The sequence below is a fragment of the Streptomyces sp. NBC_00190 genome (assembly GCF_036203305.1).
Taxonomy (GTDB): Bacteria; Actinomycetota; Actinomycetes; order Streptomycetales; family Streptomycetaceae; genus Streptomyces.
On record NZ_CP108131.1, the window covers coordinates 5,500,920 to 5,520,279 of the forward strand.

Consider the following 19,360-nt stretch of genomic DNA (forward strand, 5'->3'; position numbering starts at 1 on the left):
GAGCGGAGGGGGACTACCCCCGGTCCTGCCGCCCTGTGCGGTCCCGCTGCTGCTCATGGGAGTCGCCGCGGGTACTGCGGCCGCCGCCCAGTCCGCACCCGCCACCCTGCGGGCCACGTCGGCGAGCGAGATCCTCGCGCTTCGCGAAGTCCCTGTGACCGCCCCCGTGGCCGCCCCCTGACCGCTGCTGGATCCCGGACCGGCTAGGCGTTCGGCTAGGCGACCGTCAGGACGATCTTGCCGGTCGTGCGGCCCTGCTCGCCGATCTCGTGGGCCTTCGCGGCCTGCTCCAGCGGCAGCACCGTGTCGACCAGCGGCTTCAGCAGGCCCTGCTCGACCAGGGCCGCGATCTCCTCCAGGCCCTTCAGGTCCGGCTCCACGAGCACCCAGGCGGCCTGCACGCCCTGCGTGTCGGCCGGGATGCCGTCCGGGCCGGGCAGGGTCACCAGGTGGCCGCCCGGCTTCAGCACCTTCAGGGAGCGCTGCCCGTAGTCCCCGCCGATGGCGTCGATCACGACGTCCACGTCCGCGACCGCGTCCTCGAAGTCGGTGGTGCGGTAGTCGATCACCTCGTCGGCGCCCAGACCGCGCAGCAGGTCGTGCTTGCCCGCGCTCGCGGTGCCGATCACGTACGCGCCGCGGGCCTTGGCGATCTGCACGGCCAGGTGGCCGACCCCGCCGGCCGCGGCGTGCACCAGCACCCGCTGCCCGGCCGAGACCCCGGCGGTGTCCACCAGCGCCTGCCAGGCGGTCAGTGCCGCCAGCGGCAGCGCGGCGGCCTGTACGTGGTCCAGGGAGGCGGGCTTGCGGGCGAAGTGCCGGGCGGGAGCCGCCACGTACTGCGCGTAGGCGCCGGCCTGCTGCGGGAAGCGGGGCATCCCGTACACCTCGTCGCCCACCCGGTGCAGGGTCACGCCCGGTCCGACGGCCTCGACCGTGCCCGACACGTCCCAGCCGACCTGCGGGACCGGCCCCCAGGGAATGAGGGCTCCGGAGGCCCGGGTCTTCCAGTCGACGGGGTTCACCCCGGCCGCGTGGACGCGTACCAGGACCTCTCCCATGCCCGGCTCCGGGCGGTCCAGCTCGGTCTCGGTCAGTACCTCGGGTCCGCCCCACTGGCTGACAACGACGGCGCGCATGTGTTTCTCCTCAGGTGTTGCAGGCGTGTCCGGTGTGTCCGGCGCTGCTCCGGAACCAGCTTCGGCGCCGACGGCAGTCCATGGTGTTGGCCGGACGGCCACCATGTGTCAGGATTTGGCCATGCACCGGATCGCAGTACTGGCCCTCGAAGGCGTCCCCCCGTTCGAGCTCGGGATCCCCTCCCGGGTCTTCGGCAACGCCCTGGACGAGGCCGGGAACCCGCTCTACGAGCTGACCGTCTGCACCGCCGACGGACGACCCGTGGCCAGCGACGCGGGCTTCACCGTGGGCGTCTCGGCGGGCCCCGAGGCCCTCGCCGCCGCCGATACCGTGATCATCACGCCCACGCACTCCATGGACGAGCTCGCGCAGGGCGCGCCCCTGCCGCAGCCGCTGACCGACGCGCTCGCCGCGATCAGGCCCGGCACCCGGATCGTCTCCCTGTGCACCGGCTCCTACGTCCTCGCCGCCGCCGGGATGCTCGACGGCAGGCCCGCCACCACGCACTGGCTGCACGCGCCCGAGTTCCAGCGCGGCTTCCCGCGCGTCCGGCTCGACGAGGAGGTCCTCTTCGTCGACGACGGCGACATCCTCACCTCGGCGGGCGTGGCGGCCGGCGTCGACCTCTGCCTCTACCTGATCCGCCAGGACCACGGCTCCGCCGTCGCCAACCGCGCCGCCCGGCTGTGCGTCGTCCCGCCGTGGCGTGACGGCGGGCAGGCCCAGTACATCGACCGGCCCGTTCCCGAACCCACCATCGCCACCACCACCGCCACCCGTGCCTGGGCCCTGGAACGCCTCGACTCCCCGATCACCCTGGGCGAGCTGGCCGCCCACGCCCGGATGAGCCTGCGCACCTTCACCCGGCGCTTCCGCGACGAGGTCGGCATGACCCCGGTGCAGTGGCTCACCACCCAACGCCTCGAAGTGGCCCGGCACTTGCTGGAGTCCAGCGACCTGCCGGTCGACCTGGTCGCCCACCGGGCCGGCTTCGGCTCCGCGGGCTCCCTGCGCCAGCACATGCGGACCGCCCTCGGGATCTCCCCGATCGCCTACCGCCGCACCTTCCAGCCGCACAGCCCCGCCCTGGCATGACCTCAGGAGTAATCGCCTCCGACGCCGCGTCCTGACAGGATCTGGCCAACAGCCCGAACCCGCGGGCCGGTTGAAGGGGGAGATCATCATGACCGCATACGCCATCGGACACATCCGCCCCGACACGATGAACGAGGACGTCCTCCGCTACATCGAGGAGATCCAGTCCACCATGGACCCCTTCGACGGCCGCTTCCTGGTCCACGGCAAGGAGGTCGAGGTCAAAGAGGGCCCCTGGCCCGGCACGGTCGTCGTCATCGGCTTCCCGGACATCGACAAGGCCCGCGGCTGGTACGCCTCCGACGCCTACCAGGCCCTCATCCCGCTGCGCACCGACCACATCGCGGGCGAGGTCATCCTGGTCGAGGGCGTCCCGGCCGACTACGACGCCTCGAAGACGGCGGCCGCCCTGCGCGAAGCCGCCGGGCTCTGACCGTGGGCCACCGCTGGGGGAGTACGGGACCAGGCCCTGGAGCGGTGGGCCGGGCCGCGGCGTGACGCGCGGGCCGCGCTGGTCGCGGCGCACCCGCACATCCTGGTCGGTGACGGCTTCGGCCCCGCCGTGGGCGCCGATCCGGCCGTCACCGCCCGCGCCGTGATCGAGGCGGCGTACCGCGAGGCCGCCGGCGCCTGACGGGTGCGAGCATGGGCGGTATGGCTACTCACCTGATCACCGGTGCCGGATCCGGCATCGGCGCCGCCGTCGCCGCCCGCCTGCACGCGCGCGGCGACGACCTCGTCCTCCTCGCCCGCGACGCCGGACGCGGCAAGCAGCTCGTCGAGCGGTACCCCGGGGCGCGGGCCCTCGTGGGCGACCTCGCCGATCCCGACCGGCTCTCGTGGGCCTTCTCCAAGCAGCCCGTGCCCGAGCGGATCGACTCGCTCCTGCACATCGCCGGGATCGTGGACCTCGGACCGGTGGGCGAGCTGCGGCCCAAGACCTGGCACCAGCAGCTCAACGTGAACCTGATCGCCCCCGCCGAGGTGACCCGGCTGCTGCTGCCCACCCTGCGCGCCTCGCGCGCCGACATCGTCTTCGTGAACTCCGGCGCCGGGCTCCACGCGCACGCCGGGTGGAGCGCGTACGCAGCCTCCAAGCACGGCCTCAAGGCGCTCGCCGACTCCCTCAGGGAGGAGGAGAAGCCCCACGGCATCCGCGTGACCTCCGTCTACCCCGGCCGTACCGCGAGCCCCATGCAGGCCAAGGTGCACTCGCAGGAGGGCAAGGAGTACGACCCCGCGAAGTGGATCGACCCCGAGTCCGTGGCGACGACCGTCGTCATGGCCATCGATCTGCCGCGCGACGCCGAGGTCAACGACCTGAGCGTCAGGCCCGGCCGATGAGCGCGAGCGCCACCGGCGTCGGTTCGCTGCCCGGGGGCGACGCCCGCGAGGCGGCCAAGACCGTCACCGGTTCCTTCGAGGAGTTCCCGTACCTGGCCGAGCTGCCCGCCCGGGGGCCCGGCGCCGACATGATCGGCCGCTCCCTCGGGCTGCTGGTCGAGATGTACGCGCACGTGGAACCCAGCGGCTGGCGGGTCAGCGACCGCCCCGGGCGGGACACGCGCAGGGCCCGGTCCTGGCTCGGCGAGGACCTCGACGCCTTGGAGGAGTTCACGCAGGGGTACGAGGGCAAGCTCAAGGTCCAGGCCGTCGGTCCGTGGACGCTGGCCGCCGCGCTGGAGCTGCACGGCGGCGAGGCAATGCTCCAGGACGCGGGCGCGTGCCGGGACCTGGCGGGATCGCTGGCCGAGGGGCTGCGCGAGCACCTGGCGGACGTACGCAAGCGCATTCCCGGCGCCGAGATCGTGCTGCAGTTCGACGAGCCGTCCCTGACCTCGGTGCTGCTCGGCCGGGTGCGGTCCGCGAGCGGCTACCGCACCTACCGCGCCGTGGACCGGCAGGTCGTCGAGGGCACCCTGCGCGAGCTCTTCGCCGTCCATGACGGGGAGGTCGTCGTCCACTCCTGCGCGCCCGAGGTCCCCTTCGGGCTGCTGCGGCGGGCCGGTGCCACGGGCGTGTCGTTCGATTTCTCGTTGCTCACCGAGCGCGAGGACGACGCCATCGGGGAGGCCGTCGAGGGCGGTACGAAACTCTTCGCCGGAGTGGTGGCGGGCACCGACGTCCCGTTGTCAGACCCTGCCGGTAGCGTCATGGGTGTCAGGAAGCTTTGGCGCAGGCTGGGACTGGCCCCGGGGACTCTGGCGGAGTCCGTCGTGGTCACCCCGTCGTGCGGTCTGGCGGGCGCTTCACCCGCCTACGCGCGCGCGGTGCAGGCGCATTGCGTCAGGGCGGCGAGGTCGCTCGCCGACAACCCTGAGTGACGGTCGAGACGGGGCACGGGAGGACACGGCATGGCAGCCGAACAGCAGGACACGGCAGCACCGGCGGCGGTGCGTGAGCAGCACGCGCTGCTGGCCGAGCAGGTCGAGGAGCACCGCTTCCGGTACTACGTGAACGACCAGCCGGTCGTCAGCGACGCCGAGTTCGACAAGCTGCTGCGCTCGCTGGAGGCGCTGGAGGAGCAGTATCCGCAGCTGCGCACCCCCGACTCGCCGACCCAGAAGGTGGCCGGGGCGTACGAGACGGACTTCGCCTCCGTCGAGCACCGGGAGCGCATGCTCTCCCTCGACAACGCCTTCGACGACGAGGAACTGGCCGCGTGGGCCGAGCGGGTGGCCCGGGACGTGAACACCCCGGACTACCACTACCTGTGCGAGCTGAAGGTGGACGGACTCGCCGTCAACCTCACCTACGAGAACGGCCGGCTGACCCGCGCCGCCACCCGCGGCGACGGCCGCACCGGTGAGGACATCACGCCCAACGTCCGCACCATCGCCGAGATCCCGGACCGGCTGAAGGGCGACCGGATCCCGGCGCTCGTCGAGATCCGCGGCGAGGTCTACTTCCCGATGGAGAAGTTCGAGGAGCTCAACGCGCGGCTCGTCGAGGCCGAGGGCAAGCCCTTCGCCAACCCGCGCAACGCGGCGGCCGGTTCGCTGCGCCAGAAGGACCCGAAGGTCACCGCGAGCCGCCCGCTGCACATGGTCGTGCACGGCATCGGCGCCCGCCAGGGTTTCGAGATCGAGCACCAGTCGCAGGCGTACGAGCTGCTCCACGAGTGGGGCCTGCCCACCGCGCAGCACAACAAGGTGGTCTCCTCCCTCGCCGAGGTCCGGGAGTTCATCGCGTACTTCGGCGAGAACCGGCACTCGGTGGAGCACGAGATCGACGGCGTCGTCGTCAAGCTCGACGAGATCGCCCTCCAGGGCCGCCTCGGTTCCACCGCCCGCGCCCCGCGCTGGGCCATCGCCTGGAAGTACGCGCCCGAAGAGGTCAACACCAAGCTCATCGACATCAAGGTCGGCGTCGGGCGCACCGGGCGCGTGACCCCGTACGCGCAGGTGGAGCCGGTGACGGTGGCGGGCTCGGAGGTCGAGTTCGCGACGCTGCACAACCAGGAGGTCGTCAAGGCCAAGGGCGTGCTCATCGGGGACACCGTCGTACTGCGCAAGGCGGGCGACGTCATCCCCGAGATCCTCGGGCCGGTCGTGGACCTGCGGGACGGCAGCGAGCGCGAGTTCGTGATGCCCGCCGAATGCCCCGAGTGCGGGACGGCGCTGAGGCCGATGAAGGAGGGGGACATCGACGTCCGGTGCCCCAACGCGCAGACCTGCCCCGCCCAGTTGCGCGAGCGGCTCTTCTACCTCGCCGGCCGGCAGAGTCTGGACATCGAGAACTTCGGCATGGTGGCGGCGGCCGCGCTGACCGGCCCGCTGGAACCGGCCCAGCCGCCGCTGCTGGACGAGGGCGACCTCTTCGACCTGACCATCGAGCAGCTGCTGCCCATCAAGGCGTACGTCCTGGACCAGGACAGCGGACTGCCCAAGCGGGACCCGAAGACGGGCGAGGAGAAGATCGTCACGGTCTTCGCCAACCAGAAGGGCGAGCCGAAGAAGAACGCCCTGGCGATGCTGGAGAACATCGCGGCCGCCAAGGCCCGCCCGCTCGCCCGCGTCATCAACGGCCTGTCGATCCGCCATGTCGGCCCGGTCGCGGCGGAGGCCCTCGCCCGCGAGTTCCGGTCGATCGAGGCCATCGAGAAGGCCACCGAGGAGGAGCTGACCGCCACCGACGGGGTCGGGGCGATCATCGCGGCGTCCCTCAAGGAGTGGTTCGCAGAGCCGTGGCACCAGGAGATCCTGCGCAAGTGGCGGGAGTCCGGGGTCCGGATGGAGGAGGAAGGTTCCGCCGAGGAGGCGGGGCCGCGTCCGCTGGAGGGGCTGACTGTCGTCGTCACCGGCACTTTGCAGAGCCACACCCGGGACGGCGCGAAGGAGGCCCTGCAGAGCCGCGGGGCCAAGGTCACCGGTTCCGTCTCGAAGAAGACCTCCTTCGTCGTGGTCGGCGACAACCCCGGCTCGAAGTACGACAAGGCCGTGCAGCTGAAGCTCTCCATCCTCGACGACGCCGGCTTCGAGGTGCTGCTGGAGCAGGGCCCGGACGCGGCCCGGGAGGCGGCGCTCGCGGTGGACGGCGACGGCGGAGCGGAGTAAGACCTCGGTAGGGGCAACCGGCCGACAGGCCCGACGGGAGTAGCGAAGGCGAACGGATGCGTGGGGTGCGGCCGTACGGGCGGGCGCACGCCAGGCGCGACGGACGGTGGTAAACGGCTGGTACAAGCCTGGTGGCAGGGCGGTGACCTGTCGGATCATCGGATGGGTGACCAGGGGGTCCTGGTTCAAACTCACCCGTTCGGCGGATACCGTACTGATGAGGATGGCCGGGTCGCATTCGGGCAACCACCGCCGACCGCTGCCCCTGGGCCCCTCTCGCGTCCTACTGTTGAGGGGTGCGCCCCTCGTGCACGGCTGCAGGATGCGATTCCAGCCGTGGTGGCACGACAACGGGGCCATTGCGTGACATCGGCATCGCCGGCTGTGAGAGGGACGGGCATGAAACCCACCGAGAGCGCCGACCCGTCACATGAATTCGGCGGGGACATCCCGTCCATGCGGGCGGGGCGGATGGGTGTCCTGGGGTCCAGGACACCGGAGACCCGGCCGCTCACGGCCGGCGGGCCCGGAGTGGGACGGCGCGGCGTGCTGTCCTTCGCCGTCGTGGGCCTGTCCGTCGTGGTGCTCGCGGCCGGGATCGCCTCCTCCCTGACCCGCCGTCATGTCCTGTTCCCCGGTGGCGCGGTGGGCTGGGCGCTCGCCCTGCTCACCGGTATCATCGTCGGCCACCTCGTCGCGCTCGGCCGCGACCGCTGGTGGGGCGGCACCGGATCGGGCGCCGCACTCACCCTCGGCGTGCTCATCCTCTACGGGTGGGTGCCCGCCGGCCTCGTCTCGCTGGCGGTGGTCTCCCTGGTCGGAGCCGCCCGCCGGCACCGCTGGCGGCAGGGCCTGCTGCACGGCTCCGTGGACATCCTCGGCATCGGCGCGGGAGCCCTCGTACTCGCCGCCTTCGGCGAGGCCCCGTCCGTCGAGACCCCCTGGAACCCCACCACCTGGGGCCTGGACGCGGTGCCCGAGGTCGTCCTCGTCGCCGTCGCCTACCTGCTCTCCACCAGGGTCCTGCTGCGGATCGCGCTGGCCCCGCGCGGCGGCGGCCTGCCCACGGTCGCCCGTACGGCCCTGATCCGGCAGGCTTTAGTAGCCGTCGCCCTGCTCGGCATCGCCCCGCTGATCTGCGTCGTCGCGGTCACGCAGCCGGTGCTGCTGCCGCTGTTCGCCGTACCGCTGATCGCGCTCGACTCCACCCTGTGGATCGCCCGGGCACGCGCCGAGGAGCAGCTGCGGGATCCGCTGACCGGGCTGCCGAACCGGCAGTGGCTGCTGGAACGGGCCTGGAGCGCCCTGGACGAGGCCGAACGTTCGGGCACTCGGGCAGCTCTTGTACTGATCGACCTGGACCGCTTCCGCGCGGTCAACGACACCCTGGGCCACCTCGCGGGCGACCGGCTGCTCCTCCAGATCGCCGACCGGCTGCGCCAGGCCCTGCCCGAGGAGGCCGAGGCGGCCCGGCTCGGCGGTGACGAGTTCGCCGTGCTGCTCCCCGTCGCCGACTCCACCACCAGCGCCCAGCGGATCGCCCGCCACCTGGTCGCGGAGCTCAGCTCCCCGCTGGACCTGGACGGCCTCACCCTCGTCCTGGAGGCCAGCGCCGGCCTCGCCGTCTTCCCCGACCACGCGCTGGACGCGGAGGGGCTGCTGCGGCGCGCGGACGTGGCGATGTACCAGGCGAAGCGCGACCGCACGGGCGTGGAGGTGTACGAGTCCAAGCGGGACAGCAACACGCCCGACCGCCTGGGCCTCCTCGGCGATCTCCGCCGGGCCCTCGACGCCGGTGAAGTGGAACTCCACTACCAGCCCAAGGTTCGCTTCGACGGGCAGGTCGCAGGGCTCGAAGCCCTGGTGCGCTGGGTGCATCCGGAACGCGGGCGGGTGTCCCCGGACGAGTTCATCGCGATCGCCGAGACCTCCGGCCTGATGCCGCACCTGACGGAGTACGTCCTGGAGACGGCCCTCGCCCAGGCGGCGCGCTGGCGGGCCCAGGGCCTGAAGGTCCCGGTGGCCGTCAACGTCTCGCCGCGCGACGTCCACACCCCGGGGTTCGCGGGAGCGGTGGCCGCGAGGCTGGCCCGGCACGGGGTCCCGGCGAGCGGCCTCCAGCTGGAGATAACCGAACACGTGCTGCTGGAGGACCCCCAGCGGGCGGCGGACACCATGGCGGGGCTCACCGGCCACGGCGTGAAGATGTCCCTGGACGACTTCGGCACGGGGTACTCCTCGCTGGTCCACCTGCGCCGCCTGCCGGTCAGCGAGCTGAAGATCGACCGGTCCTTCGTCGGGCGGCTCGCCGTCGACGCGCAGGACGCGGAGATCGTCCGCTGCACGGTGGACCTGGCGCACTCGCTGGGCCTGCTGGTCGTGGCGGAGGGCGTGGAGGACGACGAGACGTGGGAGCGGCTGCGGGACCTGGGCTGCGACGCGGTGCAGGGCTGGCTGGTCGCCGCCGCGATGCCGCCGCAGGAGGCCACCGCCTGGCTGCTGGCGCGCGGCGAGCGCGGCTGGCGCCGCCCGGCCGACATCTCGGCGGAGCTCGCGGCCGCGGAGGCCGACGCGGTCTGACCGCGGTCGGCCGCGGCGCCGTTGCCGGGCTCCGCCCCGGACCCCGGGCGGAGCCCGGGAAGCCCCGTGCGGCGGGCCCGCGCCCAGCCTCGTGGCGGCATCAGCGCAAACCGTTTCGTGGGTCGGGGGCAGGGCCCCATAGGATTGGGTCCGAAAAGAAACATCCACCCACCCCCAGAGGATCGCTGCATGCCTGGCATTACGCGCGAGGAGGTCGTCCACCTCGCTCGGCTGGCGCGCCTTGAGCTGTCCAGCAACGAGCTGGATCACTTCGCCGGACAGCTCGGCGACATCATCGGCGCGGTCGCCCGCGTATCCGAGGTCGCCGACCAAGACGTCCCGCCGACCTCCCACCCGCTGCCCCTGACGAACGTCATGCGCGCGGACGAGGTCCGTCCCTCGCTCACCCCCGAGCAGGCGCTCTCCGGCGCTCCCGCCCAGGAGCAGCAGCGATTCAAGGTGCCGCAGATCCTGGGGGAGGACTAACAGCCATGACCGACATCATCAAGCTCACGGCCGCCGAGACCGCCGAGAAGATCGCCTCCGGCGAGCTCACGGCCGTCGAGGTCACCGAGGCCCACCTGGCCCGCATCGACGCGACCGACGAGAAGGTCCACGCCTTCCTGCACGTCGACCGCGAAGGCGCGCTCGCCCAGGCCCGCGCCGTCGACGCCAAGCGCGCGGCCGGCGAGAAGCTCGGCCCGCTGGCCGGCGTGCCCCTCGCCCTCAAGGACATCTTCACCACCGTCGGGGTCCCGACCACCGTCGGTTCGAAGATCCTCGAAGGCTGGATCCCGCCGTACGACGCCACCCTGACGCGCAAGCTGAAGGAAGCCGACGTCGTCATCCTCGGCAAGACCAACATGGACGAGTTCGCCATGGGGTCCTCCACCGAGAACAGCGCCTACGGGCCCACCGGCAACCCGTGGGACCTCACCCGGATCCCCGGCGGCTCCGGCGGCGGCTCCGCAGCCGCGCTGGCCGCCTTCCAGGCCCCCCTCGCCATCGGCACGGACACCGGCGGTTCCATCCGCCAGCCCGCCGCCGTCACCGGCACGGTCGGCGTGAAGCCCACGTACGGCGGCGTCTCCCGCTACGGCATGGTGGCCTTCTCCTCCTCCCTCGACCAGGGCGGTCCCTGCGCCCGTACGGTCCTGGACGCGGCCCTCCTCCACGAGGTCATCGCCGGTCACGACCCGCTCGACTCCACCTCCATCGACGCCCCGGTCCCGCCGGTCGTCGAGGCCGCCCGCAACGGCTCCGTCGCCGGCATGCGCGTCGGCGTGGTCAAGCAGTTCGCCGGCGAGGGCTACCAGGCCGGTGTCGTCCAGCGCTTCAACGAGTCGGTGGAGCTCCTGGGCGAGCTCGGCGCCGAGATCGTCGAGCTGGACTGCCCGTCCTTCGACCTCGCGATGGCCGCGTACTACCTGATCGCGCCGTCCGAGTGCTCCTCGAACCTGGCCCGCTTCGACGCCATGCGCTACGGCATGCGCGTCGGCGACGACGGCACCAAGTCCGCCGAGGACGTCACCGCCCTGACCCGCGAAGCCGGCTTCGGCGACGAGGTCAAGCGCCGCGTCATCCTCGGTACGTACGCGCTCAGCTCCGGCTACTACGACGCGTACTACGGCTCCGCCCAGAAGGTCCGCACGCTCATCACCCAGGACTTCGAGAAGTCCTTCGAGAAGGTCGACGTGATCGTCTCCCCGACGACCCCGACCACCGCCTTCCCGATCGGTGAGCGCACCGACGACCCGCTCGCCATGTACCTCGCGGACCTGTGCACCATCCCGACCAACCTGGCCGGCAACTCCGCCATGTCGCTGCCCTGCGGCCTGGCGCCGGAGGACGGTCTCCCGGTCGGGCTGCAGATCATCGCCCCCGCGATGAAGGACGACCGGCTCTACAAGGTCGGCGCCGCCGTAGAGGCCGCCTTCGTCGCGCGCTGGGGTCACCCGCTGCTTGAGGAGGCACCGTCGCTGTGAGCACCAGTGCACTGTCCAAGGCCAAGGGCTTCAAGAAGTCCAAGACCGGCACCTACCTGTCGATCGGCACCACCGCCTTCGGCGCCATCGGCGTGATCAAGCAGGTCAAGAAGGCCCGCAGCGAGCACGACATGCTGAAGCTGGTCGACGCCGCCGTGTCCGCCGCCGCCATCGTCACCGGCCTCGCGATCCTGTACCGCGAGCTGAAGCGCCTGGGCGACGACGACGTCCTGCTGGGCTGAGAGGGAAAGTTTCACCGTGACCACCTTCACCGAACTGCTCTCGTACGAGGACGCTCTCGCCTCGTTCGACCCCGTCATGGGCCTTGAGGTCCATGTCGAGCTCGGCACCAAGACCAAGATGTTCTGCGGCTGTTCCACCGAGCTGGGCGCCGAGCCCAACTCGCAGACCTGCCCCACCTGCCTCGGTCTGCCCGGCTCCCTGCCGGTCGTCAACGCGATCGGCGTCGAGTCCGCCATCAAGATCGGCCTCGCGCTGAACTGCGAGATCGCCGAATGGTGCCGCTTCGCCCGGAAGAACTACTTCTATCCGGACATGCCGAAGAACTTCCAGACCTCCCAGTACGACGAGCCCATCGCCTTCAACGGCTTCCTGGACGTCCAGCTGGAGGACGGCGAGATCTTCCGCGTGGAGATCGAGCGCGCCCACATGGAGGAGGACACCGGCAAGTCGCTGCACGTCGGCGGCGCCACCGGCCGTATCCACGGCGCGTCCCACTCCCTGCTGGACTACAACCGCGCCGGCATCCCGCTCATCGAGATCGTCACCAAGCCGATCGAAGGAGCGGGCGAGCGCGCCCCCGAGGTCGCCAAGGCGTACGTCGCCGAGCTGCGCGAGGTCATCAAGGCGCTCGGCGTCTCCGAGGCCCGCATGGACAAGGGCCAGATGCGCTGCGACGTGAACCTGTCGCTGCGCCCGACCCCCGAGTCCGAGTTCGGCACCCGCAGCGAGACCAAGAACGTCAACTCGCTCCGGTCGGTCGAGCGCGCGGCGCGCTTCGAGATCCAGCGCCACGCGGCCGTCCTGCAGTCCGGCGGCACGATCGTGCAGGAGACCCGTCACTTCCACGAGGAGGACGGCTCCACCACCTCCGGCCGCATCAAGGACAACGCCGAGGACTACCGGTACTTCCCGGAGCCCGACCTGGTCCCCGTGGCCCCGGCCCGCGACTGGGTCGAGGAGCTGCGCGCCGGCCTCCCCGAGATGCCGCGCGTGCGCCGCAACCGGCTCCGCGAGGAGTGGGGCGTCACCGAGCACGACATGCAGTCGATCCTCAACGCGGGCGCGGTGGACTCCATCGTCGCCACGATCGAGGCGGGTGCCGACTCGGCCGCCGCGCGCAAGTGGTGGATGGGCGAGCTGGCGCGCAACGCCAACGAGCAGGGCGTCGGCGTCGACGAGCTGCCGGTCACCCCGGCCCAGGTGGCCCGGGTCGCGGCGCTGGTCGCCGACGGTTCGCTCAACGACAAGCTCGCCCGCAAGGTGTTCGAAGGCGTCCTCGCGGGCGAGGGCAGCCCGGACGAGGTCGTCGAGAAGCGCGGCCTGAAGGTCGTCTCGGACGAGGGCGCGCTCGGCGCGGCCGTGGACGAGGCCATCGCGGGCAACGCGGCCATCGCGGACAAGATCCGCGGCGGCAAGATCGCCGCCGTCGGCGCGCTGGTCGGCGCGGTCATGAAGACCACCCGCGGCCAGGCCGACGCCGCGCGCGTCAAGGAGCTCATCCTGGAGCGCCTGGGCGTCTCCGAGTAGCAGCCCCTGTCGCATGGCAGGGCGGCCCCGCACCGGATCCCGGTGCGGGGCCGTCGGCGTATCCGGGTCAGCGGGTGAGCTGCGGGGCGGCGATGACGACGGTGCCGTTGTTGCAGCCCATGTCGACCTTGACGCGCAGCCGCAGGGCCCCGGTCACGTCCACCGACTGGGTGACGGGCTTGCCGAGTTCGACGAGTTCGGAGAAGGCGGCGGGCTTGCCGTCGAGGGCGATGGTGACCCGGCCCTTCTGGTTCGTGGAGCCGTCGTCGATCCCGGCGGTGAACTCCAGGTGCTTCCACTCGCGGTTGAGGTCGAACTCCGTGATCGCCTCGTCGTTGCAGTCGGGCTCCGCGATGAAGGCGGTCCCGTACTGCTTGGTGTTGATCTTCGCCGAACCGATCCTGAAGTTGCCCAGACCCGATACGGGTGCCATGACGGTCAGATCGGCGGCCTTGATGTCCGGAGCGAAGCCCGAGGGCGATCTGGACCCCGTCGCACCGGGCTCGGCGGACGGGCCGTCGCTGCTCCCGCCGCTGTCGCTGACCGACGGGGACGGGGTCGGGGAGTCCGACTCCGTCGGGTCCGCGGAGGGGCTGGGTCCGGCGGACTGCTTGCTGTCCGTGGCCCGGCCGGCCGCCTTGTCCTTGTCGCCGAGCAGCCGTACGCCGAGCACCGCGAGCGCCGCCAGGACCACCACGGTGGCCGCCGAGCCGAGGATCAGGGCGGTCCGGCGCTTCCTGGGGCGGGGCGGCTCCGGGGCCGGGGCCGTGGGCGGCGCCAGGTTGTACGTCGGCCCGTACCCGGTGGGCACCGTCGCGGGCAGGGCCTCGGGCAGGGGCTCCGGTACGGGGACGGGCGCCGGCGCCGGTGCCGGTGCCGGCGCGGGCGTCGGGGACGCCGGGGCGTACGCGGGCGGCGGCGGCACGTGCGGAGTCGGAGCCGCCGCGGGCTTCGCCGGGGCCGCGTCCTGCACCGCCCGCTGCGAGGTGGAGGACGCGGTCGTGGACACGACCGCGTGGCGGACGTCCTTCATCCAGCCGGACAGGCTCACCGGCCGCTCGGCGGGATCGCCCGCGCAGATGGAGGTGATCCGGGCCCGCTGCCCGGCGTCCAGCACGGCGAGCTGCGGGAGCGCGGCCATCGCCCGGGCCAGCTGGTCCGGCGAATTGGGCGGGGACTCACCGCTCAGCATGAAGTACGCGATCGCCCCGAAGGCGTACCGGTCCGTACCCGGGGTGCGCTTGCCGTCGAAGACTTCGGGGGCCGCGTAGCCCGGGGTGAACCAGACCTCCGCCGTCTGGTGGTCGGCGGTCAGCTTGCTGAGGCCGAAGTCCACCAAGGTGGCCTGCCCGTGCGCGTCGACCATCACGTTGCCGGGGGACAGGTCTCCGTGGATCACCTGGCGCCCGGACGGCGTGGCCTTCCCCGAGTGCAGCCAGTCCAGTACGTCGGCCAGCTGCTCCAGCGTGCGCATCACCTCACGACGCTCGGCGGCGGTGGCGAGCGTCCGCTCCGCCCGCCAGTCGCGCAGGTCGAGCCCGTCGACGTGGTTCATGACGAGGACGAGCGCCCGCCCCGTCAGGGTCGAGGACTCGCCGGGCCGGTGGATCGGCGGCCCCTCGAAGTGCTCCCGTACGCCGACCACACCGGGCCGGTGGACGAACCGCAGCAGCTCGGCCTGCTCGTTCCACTTCTGGCTGATGCGATCGAAGATGTCCGGCGTGATGGTCGTCTTGGAGTCGAGCACCTTGACGACCACGGGCTCGGATCCGCCGGCGAGCTCGAGCTCCGCGAGGTAGAGCACGGCCTCCCCGCCGCGCCCGATCGACCGGAGCAAGCGGTAGCGGTCCGCCGCCGAGTCCGGCCCGATGTGCAGGTTCTGGCTGGTCAATTTCCCCCCAGCGCCAGTGGTTTGATTGGGGATCAGCTTCCAGCCGTCGGGCGTGCGGGGTCAATGGGAATCGGGATCCCCGTTAGGGTGACGGCATGGGCGGCGCCTTCCGGCCACCGCCCAGCTCGCACACCGCCGAACAGTCGTACGCCGGTCAGCCGATCTTCTGCGAAGACGCCGGCGGGTTGAGGAAGGCCAGGCGGGCCGGCTTGGCCGGGAGGTAGACCTCGGGCAGGTCGATCTCCGGGAGTTCGACCTCCGGGCCGAGTGTGAAACCGGTGCGCTCCAGGAGGGCGACCGCCTTGGCGTTGCGGGCGTCCGGCTCGGCGACCAGGCGCCGGGCGCCGCCGTCGGAGAACAGGTAGGCGATGAAGGCGGTCATCAGGCCCGCGGTGAAGCCGTGCTGGGCCACGCCCCCGCTGGGGCCGATCAGCAGGTGCACGCCGACGTCCCCGGGCTGGACCTCGTAGCACTCGCTGACCCGGTCCTCGGCGCAGTCGTACGTCTGGAACAGTGCGACCTGCTCGCCGTCGCGCGCGATCATGAACGCGTGGTGGGTGGTGCGGCGGTCGACGTCCTCGTAGATCTCCTGGACCAGCTCGCGGCTGGCCTCGCCCATGCCCCAGAAGCGGGCGCGCTCCTGCGTGACCCAGCTGTGGATGAGGGCGGAGTCGGCGGCCGGGTCGACCGGCGTGATCGTGACCGTGCCGAAGTCTTCGACGAGGCGGGTGTACACAGGCTGCCGGGTGGAGGCGGAGGTGGACGCGGAGGCGGCGCTCATATCGATTCCTTGGTGAGCCGGGACCAGTCGGTGACGACCGGGACGAGTTCGCACCGCGCCCACAGCGGGAGCTGGTCGCGGTGGTGGGGTGAGCCGGTGACGCCGTCCGCGCCGAGCGGGACCGCCCAGAGGCTGTCCTCGCGGCGGGCCAGGTCCCAGACGTAACGGGCCGCCGAGGCGCGGGCGGTGAGGTCGGTGAAGCCGGGGACGGAGGAGGTGGCGTTCACACAGTCGTGGTCGCCGCCGAGGCCGGGCCACCGTGCCTCGGGGTCCGGCAGCGCCGACCAGGGGGAGAGGCGGTGGACCTCCGCCCACGGGGTGTCGGGCGCACCGGTCGCGGCCGTTTCCTCCAAGGCGGCGCGGACGTGCGCGACGCGGTCGAGGCCCGGGAGGAGCGAGGTGGTGAGCAGGCCTTCGAGGGCGTAGCCGACCCGGGGGACCAGGTACAGCCAGGGGTGGAACACCTCCGGGCCGGTGGGGGCGCCTGCCAGGTCCGCGAAGACGGGATCGGCGGCGAGACGGCGTACGACCGCGGTCCGCAAGGCCGAGAAGACGGTGGCGTCGGTGCTGTCGGCCGCCATGTGCCGGTCCCAGGCCAGCAGCCGGGTGCGCAGGGCCTGCGCCGCGGGGGACAGGTCGTCGAGCGCGGGCAGCAGGGCGAGGAGCGGTTCGGCGGAGGCGAGGTGCGTGTCCGCGTGTACGTCGGCCATCGCCTTCGGGGACCAGTCCCTGGAGCCGCTGAGCAGCTCGCGGATGCGGTTGGCGCGGTGCGGGGGCGCGAACTCCACGCCGAGCGGGGAGGCGATCCCGCGGGCGTTCGCCATGACGGCGAAGCCCTGCACGGGCTCGGCGGGGGTCGGGGCCCAGTCCTGCCAGACGTACCGCTGGTCCCACGCGGGCACGGGGCGCAGCCGGTTGGCGGGATCGCGCAGTGGCACGGCGCCCGCGACGCGGTGCAGCAGGCCGCCCGCCGAGTCGGCGGCGTGGACGACGTTGACCGGCTCGGCCCAGCCGTCGAGGGCGCGGTCGATGTCGGCGACGGTGCGGGCGCGCAGCAGGGCGGGGAGGGCGGCGAAGCCGAGGTCGCGGCGGACGCGGGGCGGGTAGCGCAGCGAGAGGGTCTCCTCGCCCTCGCGGACGACGACCGGGCCGCGGGCGGTCTCCAGCACCTCGACCTCGATGTCCGCGCCGCCGGCAACGGTGACGGTCTCGGTGTGGCGGGCGACGGCCTCCCAGCCGCCGTCCGGGCCGAGGGCCTCCAGGGTGGGGCCCTCCCCGCGCAGCCGCTCGGTGTACAGGTCCTGGTAGTCGGCCATCGCGTTGGTGATGGCCCAGGCGGCGGTGCCGCTGTGCCCGAAGTGGGCGAGGCCCGGTACGCCGGGGACGGCCAGGCCGAGGACGTCGTACTCCGGGCAGGAGATGCGCATCTGCTGGTAGACGCCCGGGTCCTCGATGAATCGGTGCGGGTCGCCCGCGATGATCGCCGCGCCGGTGGCGGTGCGGTCGCCCGGCACCAGCCAGCCGTTGCTGCCGGCGGTGCCGGGGCCGTCGGTGGCGAAGAGGGTGACCGCCTCCTCGCCCAGGGCGCGGGCCACGCGCTCGCGCCACAGCTTGGTGGCGAAGCCGGCGAACAGGATGTGGGTGGCGGTCCAGACGGCGAGCGGAACCCACGGCTCCCAGGGGGTGGGGGTGAGGCCGGTGCGGGCGAAGCGCTCGTCGCGGGCGGCGCCGGCGGTCAGCCCGTCGTTGACGCCGTCGACGTAGGCGCCGACCCAGGCGGCGGTCTCCGGGTCGAGGGCCGCGTGGCAGCGGCGGGCGGTGTCGTCGATGCGGCACTGGCGGGCGAACGTGTCCCAGGCCGCGCTGTCCGCGCCGAGGAAGGAGGCGCTGGAGCCCTGGGCGCGGTGGCGTTCGACCTCCAGCTGCCAGGCACGGTCGAAGACGGTGACGCGTCCCTGGGCGTAGGCGAGGCCGAGGGCGTCGGCGGCGCGGAGGTGGGGGATGCCCCAGGGGTCGCGGTAGACCTCGTACGTCCCGTACTCCCCGAACGCGCCGACGCTTTCGCCGCTCGCACTGCTCACGCTGCTCACACTCTTCCCCACGGTGCATTAGGTTAGGCTGCCCTAACTATAGGGGTGCCGGGGAAGGGTTCGTTCCCTGAGCCGCTCCGAGCCGCTCCGAGCCGGGCTCAGGCTCCGGTGGCGCCGTCGATCGCCTCGCGGAGCAGGTCGGCGTGGCCGTTGTGGCGCGCGTACTCGTGGATGAGGTGGAGCATGAGCAGGCGCAGCGAGGCCTCCTCCTTCCAGCTCGGCACGTACGCCGTCACGTCCAGGGATTCGGCGGCGGCCTCGATGCGGCGGGCATGGGCGACCTCCGCCTCCCAGGCGGCGAACACCTCGGTGCGGCCGGACCCGGAGGCGTCGTAGGCGGCCTGGAAGTCGTGGGTGTCCGACCACAGGTGGGGAAGGTCCTCACCGCTCAGGACGCGGCGGAACCAGTGCCGCTCGACCTCGGCCATGTGCCGCACCAGCCCCAGCAGGGACAGGGTGGACGGGGGCGACGAGGCGCGCCGAAGCTGCTCGTCGTCGAGACCTTCGCACTTCCAGGCGAGGGTGGCCCGGTGGTAGTCGAGGTAGGTCCGGAGCGTCTCGCGCTCGCGGCCGGTCAGAGGCGGGTCGATGCGTTCCATGCCGGTGATCATGCCCGCCGGGTACCGTCGCCCGGAAGCCCGTCGACGAGGCCGGACCGATCGGCGGGGCCGCTCTGCCCCCGCGTCCACACGTACGGCACCGTCACGCCCAGCACGCCGAACCCCAGCCGCTCCAGGATCGGGCGGCTGTCGGCGGAGGCGTCCACCTGGAGGTACGGGACCCCGCGCTCGGCCGCCACGCGGGCCCGGTGGGCGACCAGCAGCCGGTAGATGCCGCGGCCGCGCCACCCGGGGTCCGTGCCGCCGCCCCACAGCCCTGCGAACGGGGCACCCGGCGGCATCTCCATCCGAGCTGCGCTCACCGGGACGTCGCCCGCCATCGCCACGACGGCCTCGATGGTGTCCGGCTCGTGGCGCAGCAGGCTCAGCATCTGCTCCCGGATCTGCGGCCGCTCGGTTCCGAAGGCCCGCGTGTGGACGTCCATCATCAGGTCCACCCCCGCCTCGTCCGTCACCACCCGCAGGGTGACGCCCTGCGGCGGCTCCACCGGGAGCGCGGCGAGCTCCCGCGTCCGGCCGACCATCAGCGTCTCGGCCGGCTCCGGCACGAAGCCTGCCGCCCGCAGGCGTTGCCCCAGGTCCGCCGGCCGGTCGTAGTCGTAGAGCTTCCACTCGAACTCGGACGTCCCCAGCGCATCGAAGTACGCGACCTGCGCCGCGATCTCAGCGTCCGCCGTCCCCTCGTCGAGGTCCGACCAGAGCACGCCGTTCCAGCCGGCTCCGGGCACGGTCTGCCGTACGACCGCGCGGGCCCGTTCCACACGGGCCGACGCCGCGTCCGGCTGCGCGCCGCGGCGCATCCGGGCGTCGTACTCGGCCCGCACCCGGCGGAGTTCGTCATGATCCATCGTC

General features: G+C 72.5%; 17 protein-coding genes. 11 read left to right on the plus strand and 6 right to left on the minus strand.

Annotated elements, in window-relative coordinates:
* The first annotated feature begins 55 nt into the window (after nt 1–55).
* Nucleotides 56–181: a hypothetical protein gene (locus tag OG429_RS26670; protein ID WP_328927785.1), complete on the plus strand. Its 126-nt coding sequence runs from the start codon at nt 56–58 to the stop codon at nt 179–181.
* 34 nt (nt 182–215) lie between these two features.
* Here the strand turns inward: OG429_RS26670 and OG429_RS26675 are convergent, their stop codons facing one another.
* The gene (locus OG429_RS26675; RefSeq protein ID WP_328927786.1) at nt 216–1,139 is read right to left on the minus strand and encodes an NADP-dependent oxidoreductase; all 924 of its coding nucleotides are present in this window, start codon (nt 1,137–1,139) and stop codon (nt 216–218) included.
* 121 nt (nt 1,140–1,260) lie between these two features.
* On the opposite strand from OG429_RS26675, the gene OG429_RS26680 reads away from it, so the two are divergent.
* The 10 genes from OG429_RS26680 to gatB all read left to right on the plus strand — a co-directional run bounded on the left by OG429_RS26680 (nt 1,261) and on the right by gatB (nt 13,126).
* Complete coding sequence (locus OG429_RS26680; protein ID WP_328927787.1) at nt 1,261–2,235, plus strand: GlxA family transcriptional regulator; 975 nt, start codon at nt 1,261–1,263, stop codon at nt 2,233–2,235.
* A gap of 88 nt (nt 2,236–2,323) precedes the next feature.
* Nucleotides 2,324–2,668 carry a DUF1330 domain-containing protein gene (locus tag OG429_RS26685; protein ID WP_328927788.1) on the plus strand — a complete coding sequence of 115 codons (345 nt, stop codon included), beginning with the start codon at nt 2,324–2,326 and terminating at the stop codon, nt 2,666–2,668.
* 221 nt (nt 2,669–2,889) lie between these two features.
* A complete protein-coding gene (locus OG429_RS26690; protein WP_328927789.1) occupies nt 2,890–3,579 on the plus strand; it encodes an SDR family oxidoreductase in 690 nt (229 codons plus the stop codon).
* Nucleotides 3,576–4,559 carry a methionine synthase gene (locus OG429_RS26695; protein WP_328927790.1) on the plus strand — a complete coding sequence of 328 codons (984 nt, stop codon included), beginning with the start codon at nt 3,576–3,578 and terminating at the stop codon, nt 4,557–4,559. Before OG429_RS26690 ends, OG429_RS26695 begins: the two co-directional genes overlap by 4 nt.
* Nucleotides 4,560–4,589: 30 nt before the next feature.
* Nucleotides 4,590–6,791, plus strand: a complete 2,202-nt coding sequence (gene ligA / locus OG429_RS26700) for an NAD-dependent DNA ligase LigA (RefSeq protein ID WP_328927791.1) — start codon at nt 4,590–4,592, stop codon at nt 6,789–6,791.
* Between the two features lie 399 nt (nt 6,792–7,190).
* Nucleotides 7,191–9,371: a putative bifunctional diguanylate cyclase/phosphodiesterase gene (locus tag OG429_RS26705; RefSeq protein WP_405678429.1), complete on the plus strand. Its 2,181-nt coding sequence runs from the start codon at nt 7,191–7,193 to the stop codon at nt 9,369–9,371.
* Between the two features lie 189 nt (nt 9,372–9,560).
* Nucleotides 9,561–9,857 (plus strand): Asp-tRNA(Asn)/Glu-tRNA(Gln) amidotransferase subunit GatC, encoded by a 297-nt coding sequence (gatC, locus tag OG429_RS26710; RefSeq protein ID WP_030010586.1) that lies wholly within the window; start codon nt 9,561–9,563, stop codon nt 9,855–9,857.
* Between the two features lie 5 nt (nt 9,858–9,862).
* Nucleotides 9,863–11,356, plus strand: a complete 1,494-nt coding sequence (gene gatA / locus OG429_RS26715; RefSeq protein ID WP_328927792.1) for an Asp-tRNA(Asn)/Glu-tRNA(Gln) amidotransferase subunit GatA — start codon at nt 9,863–9,865, stop codon at nt 11,354–11,356.
* The gene (locus OG429_RS26720) at nt 11,353–11,598 is read left to right on the plus strand and encodes a hypothetical protein (protein ID WP_328927793.1); all 246 of its coding nucleotides are present in this window, start codon (nt 11,353–11,355) and stop codon (nt 11,596–11,598) included. Before gatA ends, OG429_RS26720 begins: the two co-directional genes overlap by 4 nt.
* A gap of 16 nt (nt 11,599–11,614) precedes the next feature.
* On the plus strand, nt 11,615–13,126 hold the full coding sequence (gene gatB / locus OG429_RS26725; RefSeq protein ID WP_328927794.1) for an Asp-tRNA(Asn)/Glu-tRNA(Gln) amidotransferase subunit GatB: 1,512 nt from the start codon (nt 11,615–11,617) through the stop codon (nt 13,124–13,126).
* 67 nt (nt 13,127–13,193) lie between these two features.
* Here the strand turns inward: gatB and OG429_RS26730 are convergent, their stop codons facing one another.
* The 5 genes from OG429_RS26730 to OG429_RS26750 all read right to left on the minus strand — a co-directional run bounded on the left by OG429_RS26730 (nt 13,194) and on the right by OG429_RS26750 (nt 19,356).
* Nucleotides 13,194–15,017 carry a protein kinase domain-containing protein gene (locus OG429_RS26730; protein ID WP_328927795.1) on the minus strand — a complete coding sequence of 608 codons (1,824 nt, stop codon included), beginning with the start codon at nt 15,015–15,017 and terminating at the stop codon, nt 13,194–13,196.
* Nucleotides 15,018–15,171: 154 nt separating this feature from the next.
* Nucleotides 15,172–15,798, minus strand: a complete 627-nt coding sequence (locus OG429_RS26735) for a GNAT family N-acetyltransferase (RefSeq protein ID WP_328927796.1) — start codon at nt 15,796–15,798, stop codon at nt 15,172–15,174.
* Nucleotides 15,795–17,879: a penicillin acylase family protein gene (locus OG429_RS26740; RefSeq protein WP_328927797.1), complete on the minus strand. Its 2,085-nt coding sequence runs from the start codon at nt 17,877–17,879 to the stop codon at nt 15,795–15,797. The genes OG429_RS26735 and OG429_RS26740 overlap by 4 nt, the downstream gene beginning before the upstream one ends.
* 107 nt (nt 17,880–17,986) lie before the next feature.
* Nucleotides 17,987–18,487: a DinB family protein gene (locus tag OG429_RS26745; RefSeq protein WP_405678423.1), complete on the minus strand. Its 501-nt coding sequence runs from the start codon at nt 18,485–18,487 to the stop codon at nt 17,987–17,989.
* An 8-nt stretch (nt 18,488–18,495) separates the two neighbouring features.
* Nucleotides 18,496–19,356: a GNAT family N-acetyltransferase gene (locus OG429_RS26750; protein WP_328930435.1), complete on the minus strand. Its 861-nt coding sequence runs from the start codon at nt 19,354–19,356 to the stop codon at nt 18,496–18,498.
* Between the last annotated feature and the right edge of the window lie 4 nt (nt 19,357–19,360).

Bases quoted from the DNA above. Each gene is read 5' to 3' on its own strand.
- OG429_RS26705 (WP_405678429.1), top strand. From the start codon at position 7,191: ATGAAACCCACCGAGAGCGCCGACCCGTCACATGAATTCGGCGGGGAC.
- OG429_RS26680 (WP_328927787.1), top strand. From the start codon at position 1,261: ATGCACCGGATCGCAGTACTGGCCCTCGAAGGCGTCCCCCCGTTCGAG.
- OG429_RS26685 (WP_328927788.1), top strand. From the start codon at position 2,324: ATGACCGCATACGCCATCGGACACATCCGCCCCGACACGATGAACGAG.
- OG429_RS26670 (WP_328927785.1), top strand. From the start codon at position 56: ATGGGAGTCGCCGCGGGTACTGCGGCCGCCGCCCAGTCCGCACCCGCC.
- gatA (WP_328927792.1), top strand. From the start codon at position 9,863: ATGACCGACATCATCAAGCTCACGGCCGCCGAGACCGCCGAGAAGATC.
- OG429_RS26750 (WP_328930435.1), bottom strand. From the start codon at position 19,356: ATGGATCATGACGAACTCCGCCGGGTGCGGGCCGAGTACGACGCCCGG.
- OG429_RS26675 (WP_328927786.1), bottom strand. From the start codon at position 1,139: ATGCGCGCCGTCGTTGTCAGCCAGTGGGGCGGACCCGAGGTACTGACC.
- OG429_RS26695 (WP_328927790.1), top strand. From the start codon at position 3,576: ATGAGCGCGAGCGCCACCGGCGTCGGTTCGCTGCCCGGGGGCGACGCC.
- OG429_RS26690 (WP_328927789.1), top strand. From the start codon at position 2,890: ATGGCTACTCACCTGATCACCGGTGCCGGATCCGGCATCGGCGCCGCC.
- OG429_RS26735 (WP_328927796.1), bottom strand. From the start codon at position 15,798: ATGAGCGCCGCCTCCGCGTCCACCTCCGCCTCCACCCGGCAGCCTGTG.
- gatC (WP_030010586.1), top strand. From the start codon at position 9,561: ATGCCTGGCATTACGCGCGAGGAGGTCGTCCACCTCGCTCGGCTGGCG.
- OG429_RS26745 (WP_405678423.1), bottom strand. From the start codon at position 18,487: ATGGAACGCATCGACCCGCCTCTGACCGGCCGCGAGCGCGAGACGCTC.
- ligA (WP_328927791.1), top strand. From the start codon at position 4,590: ATGGCAGCCGAACAGCAGGACACGGCAGCACCGGCGGCGGTGCGTGAG.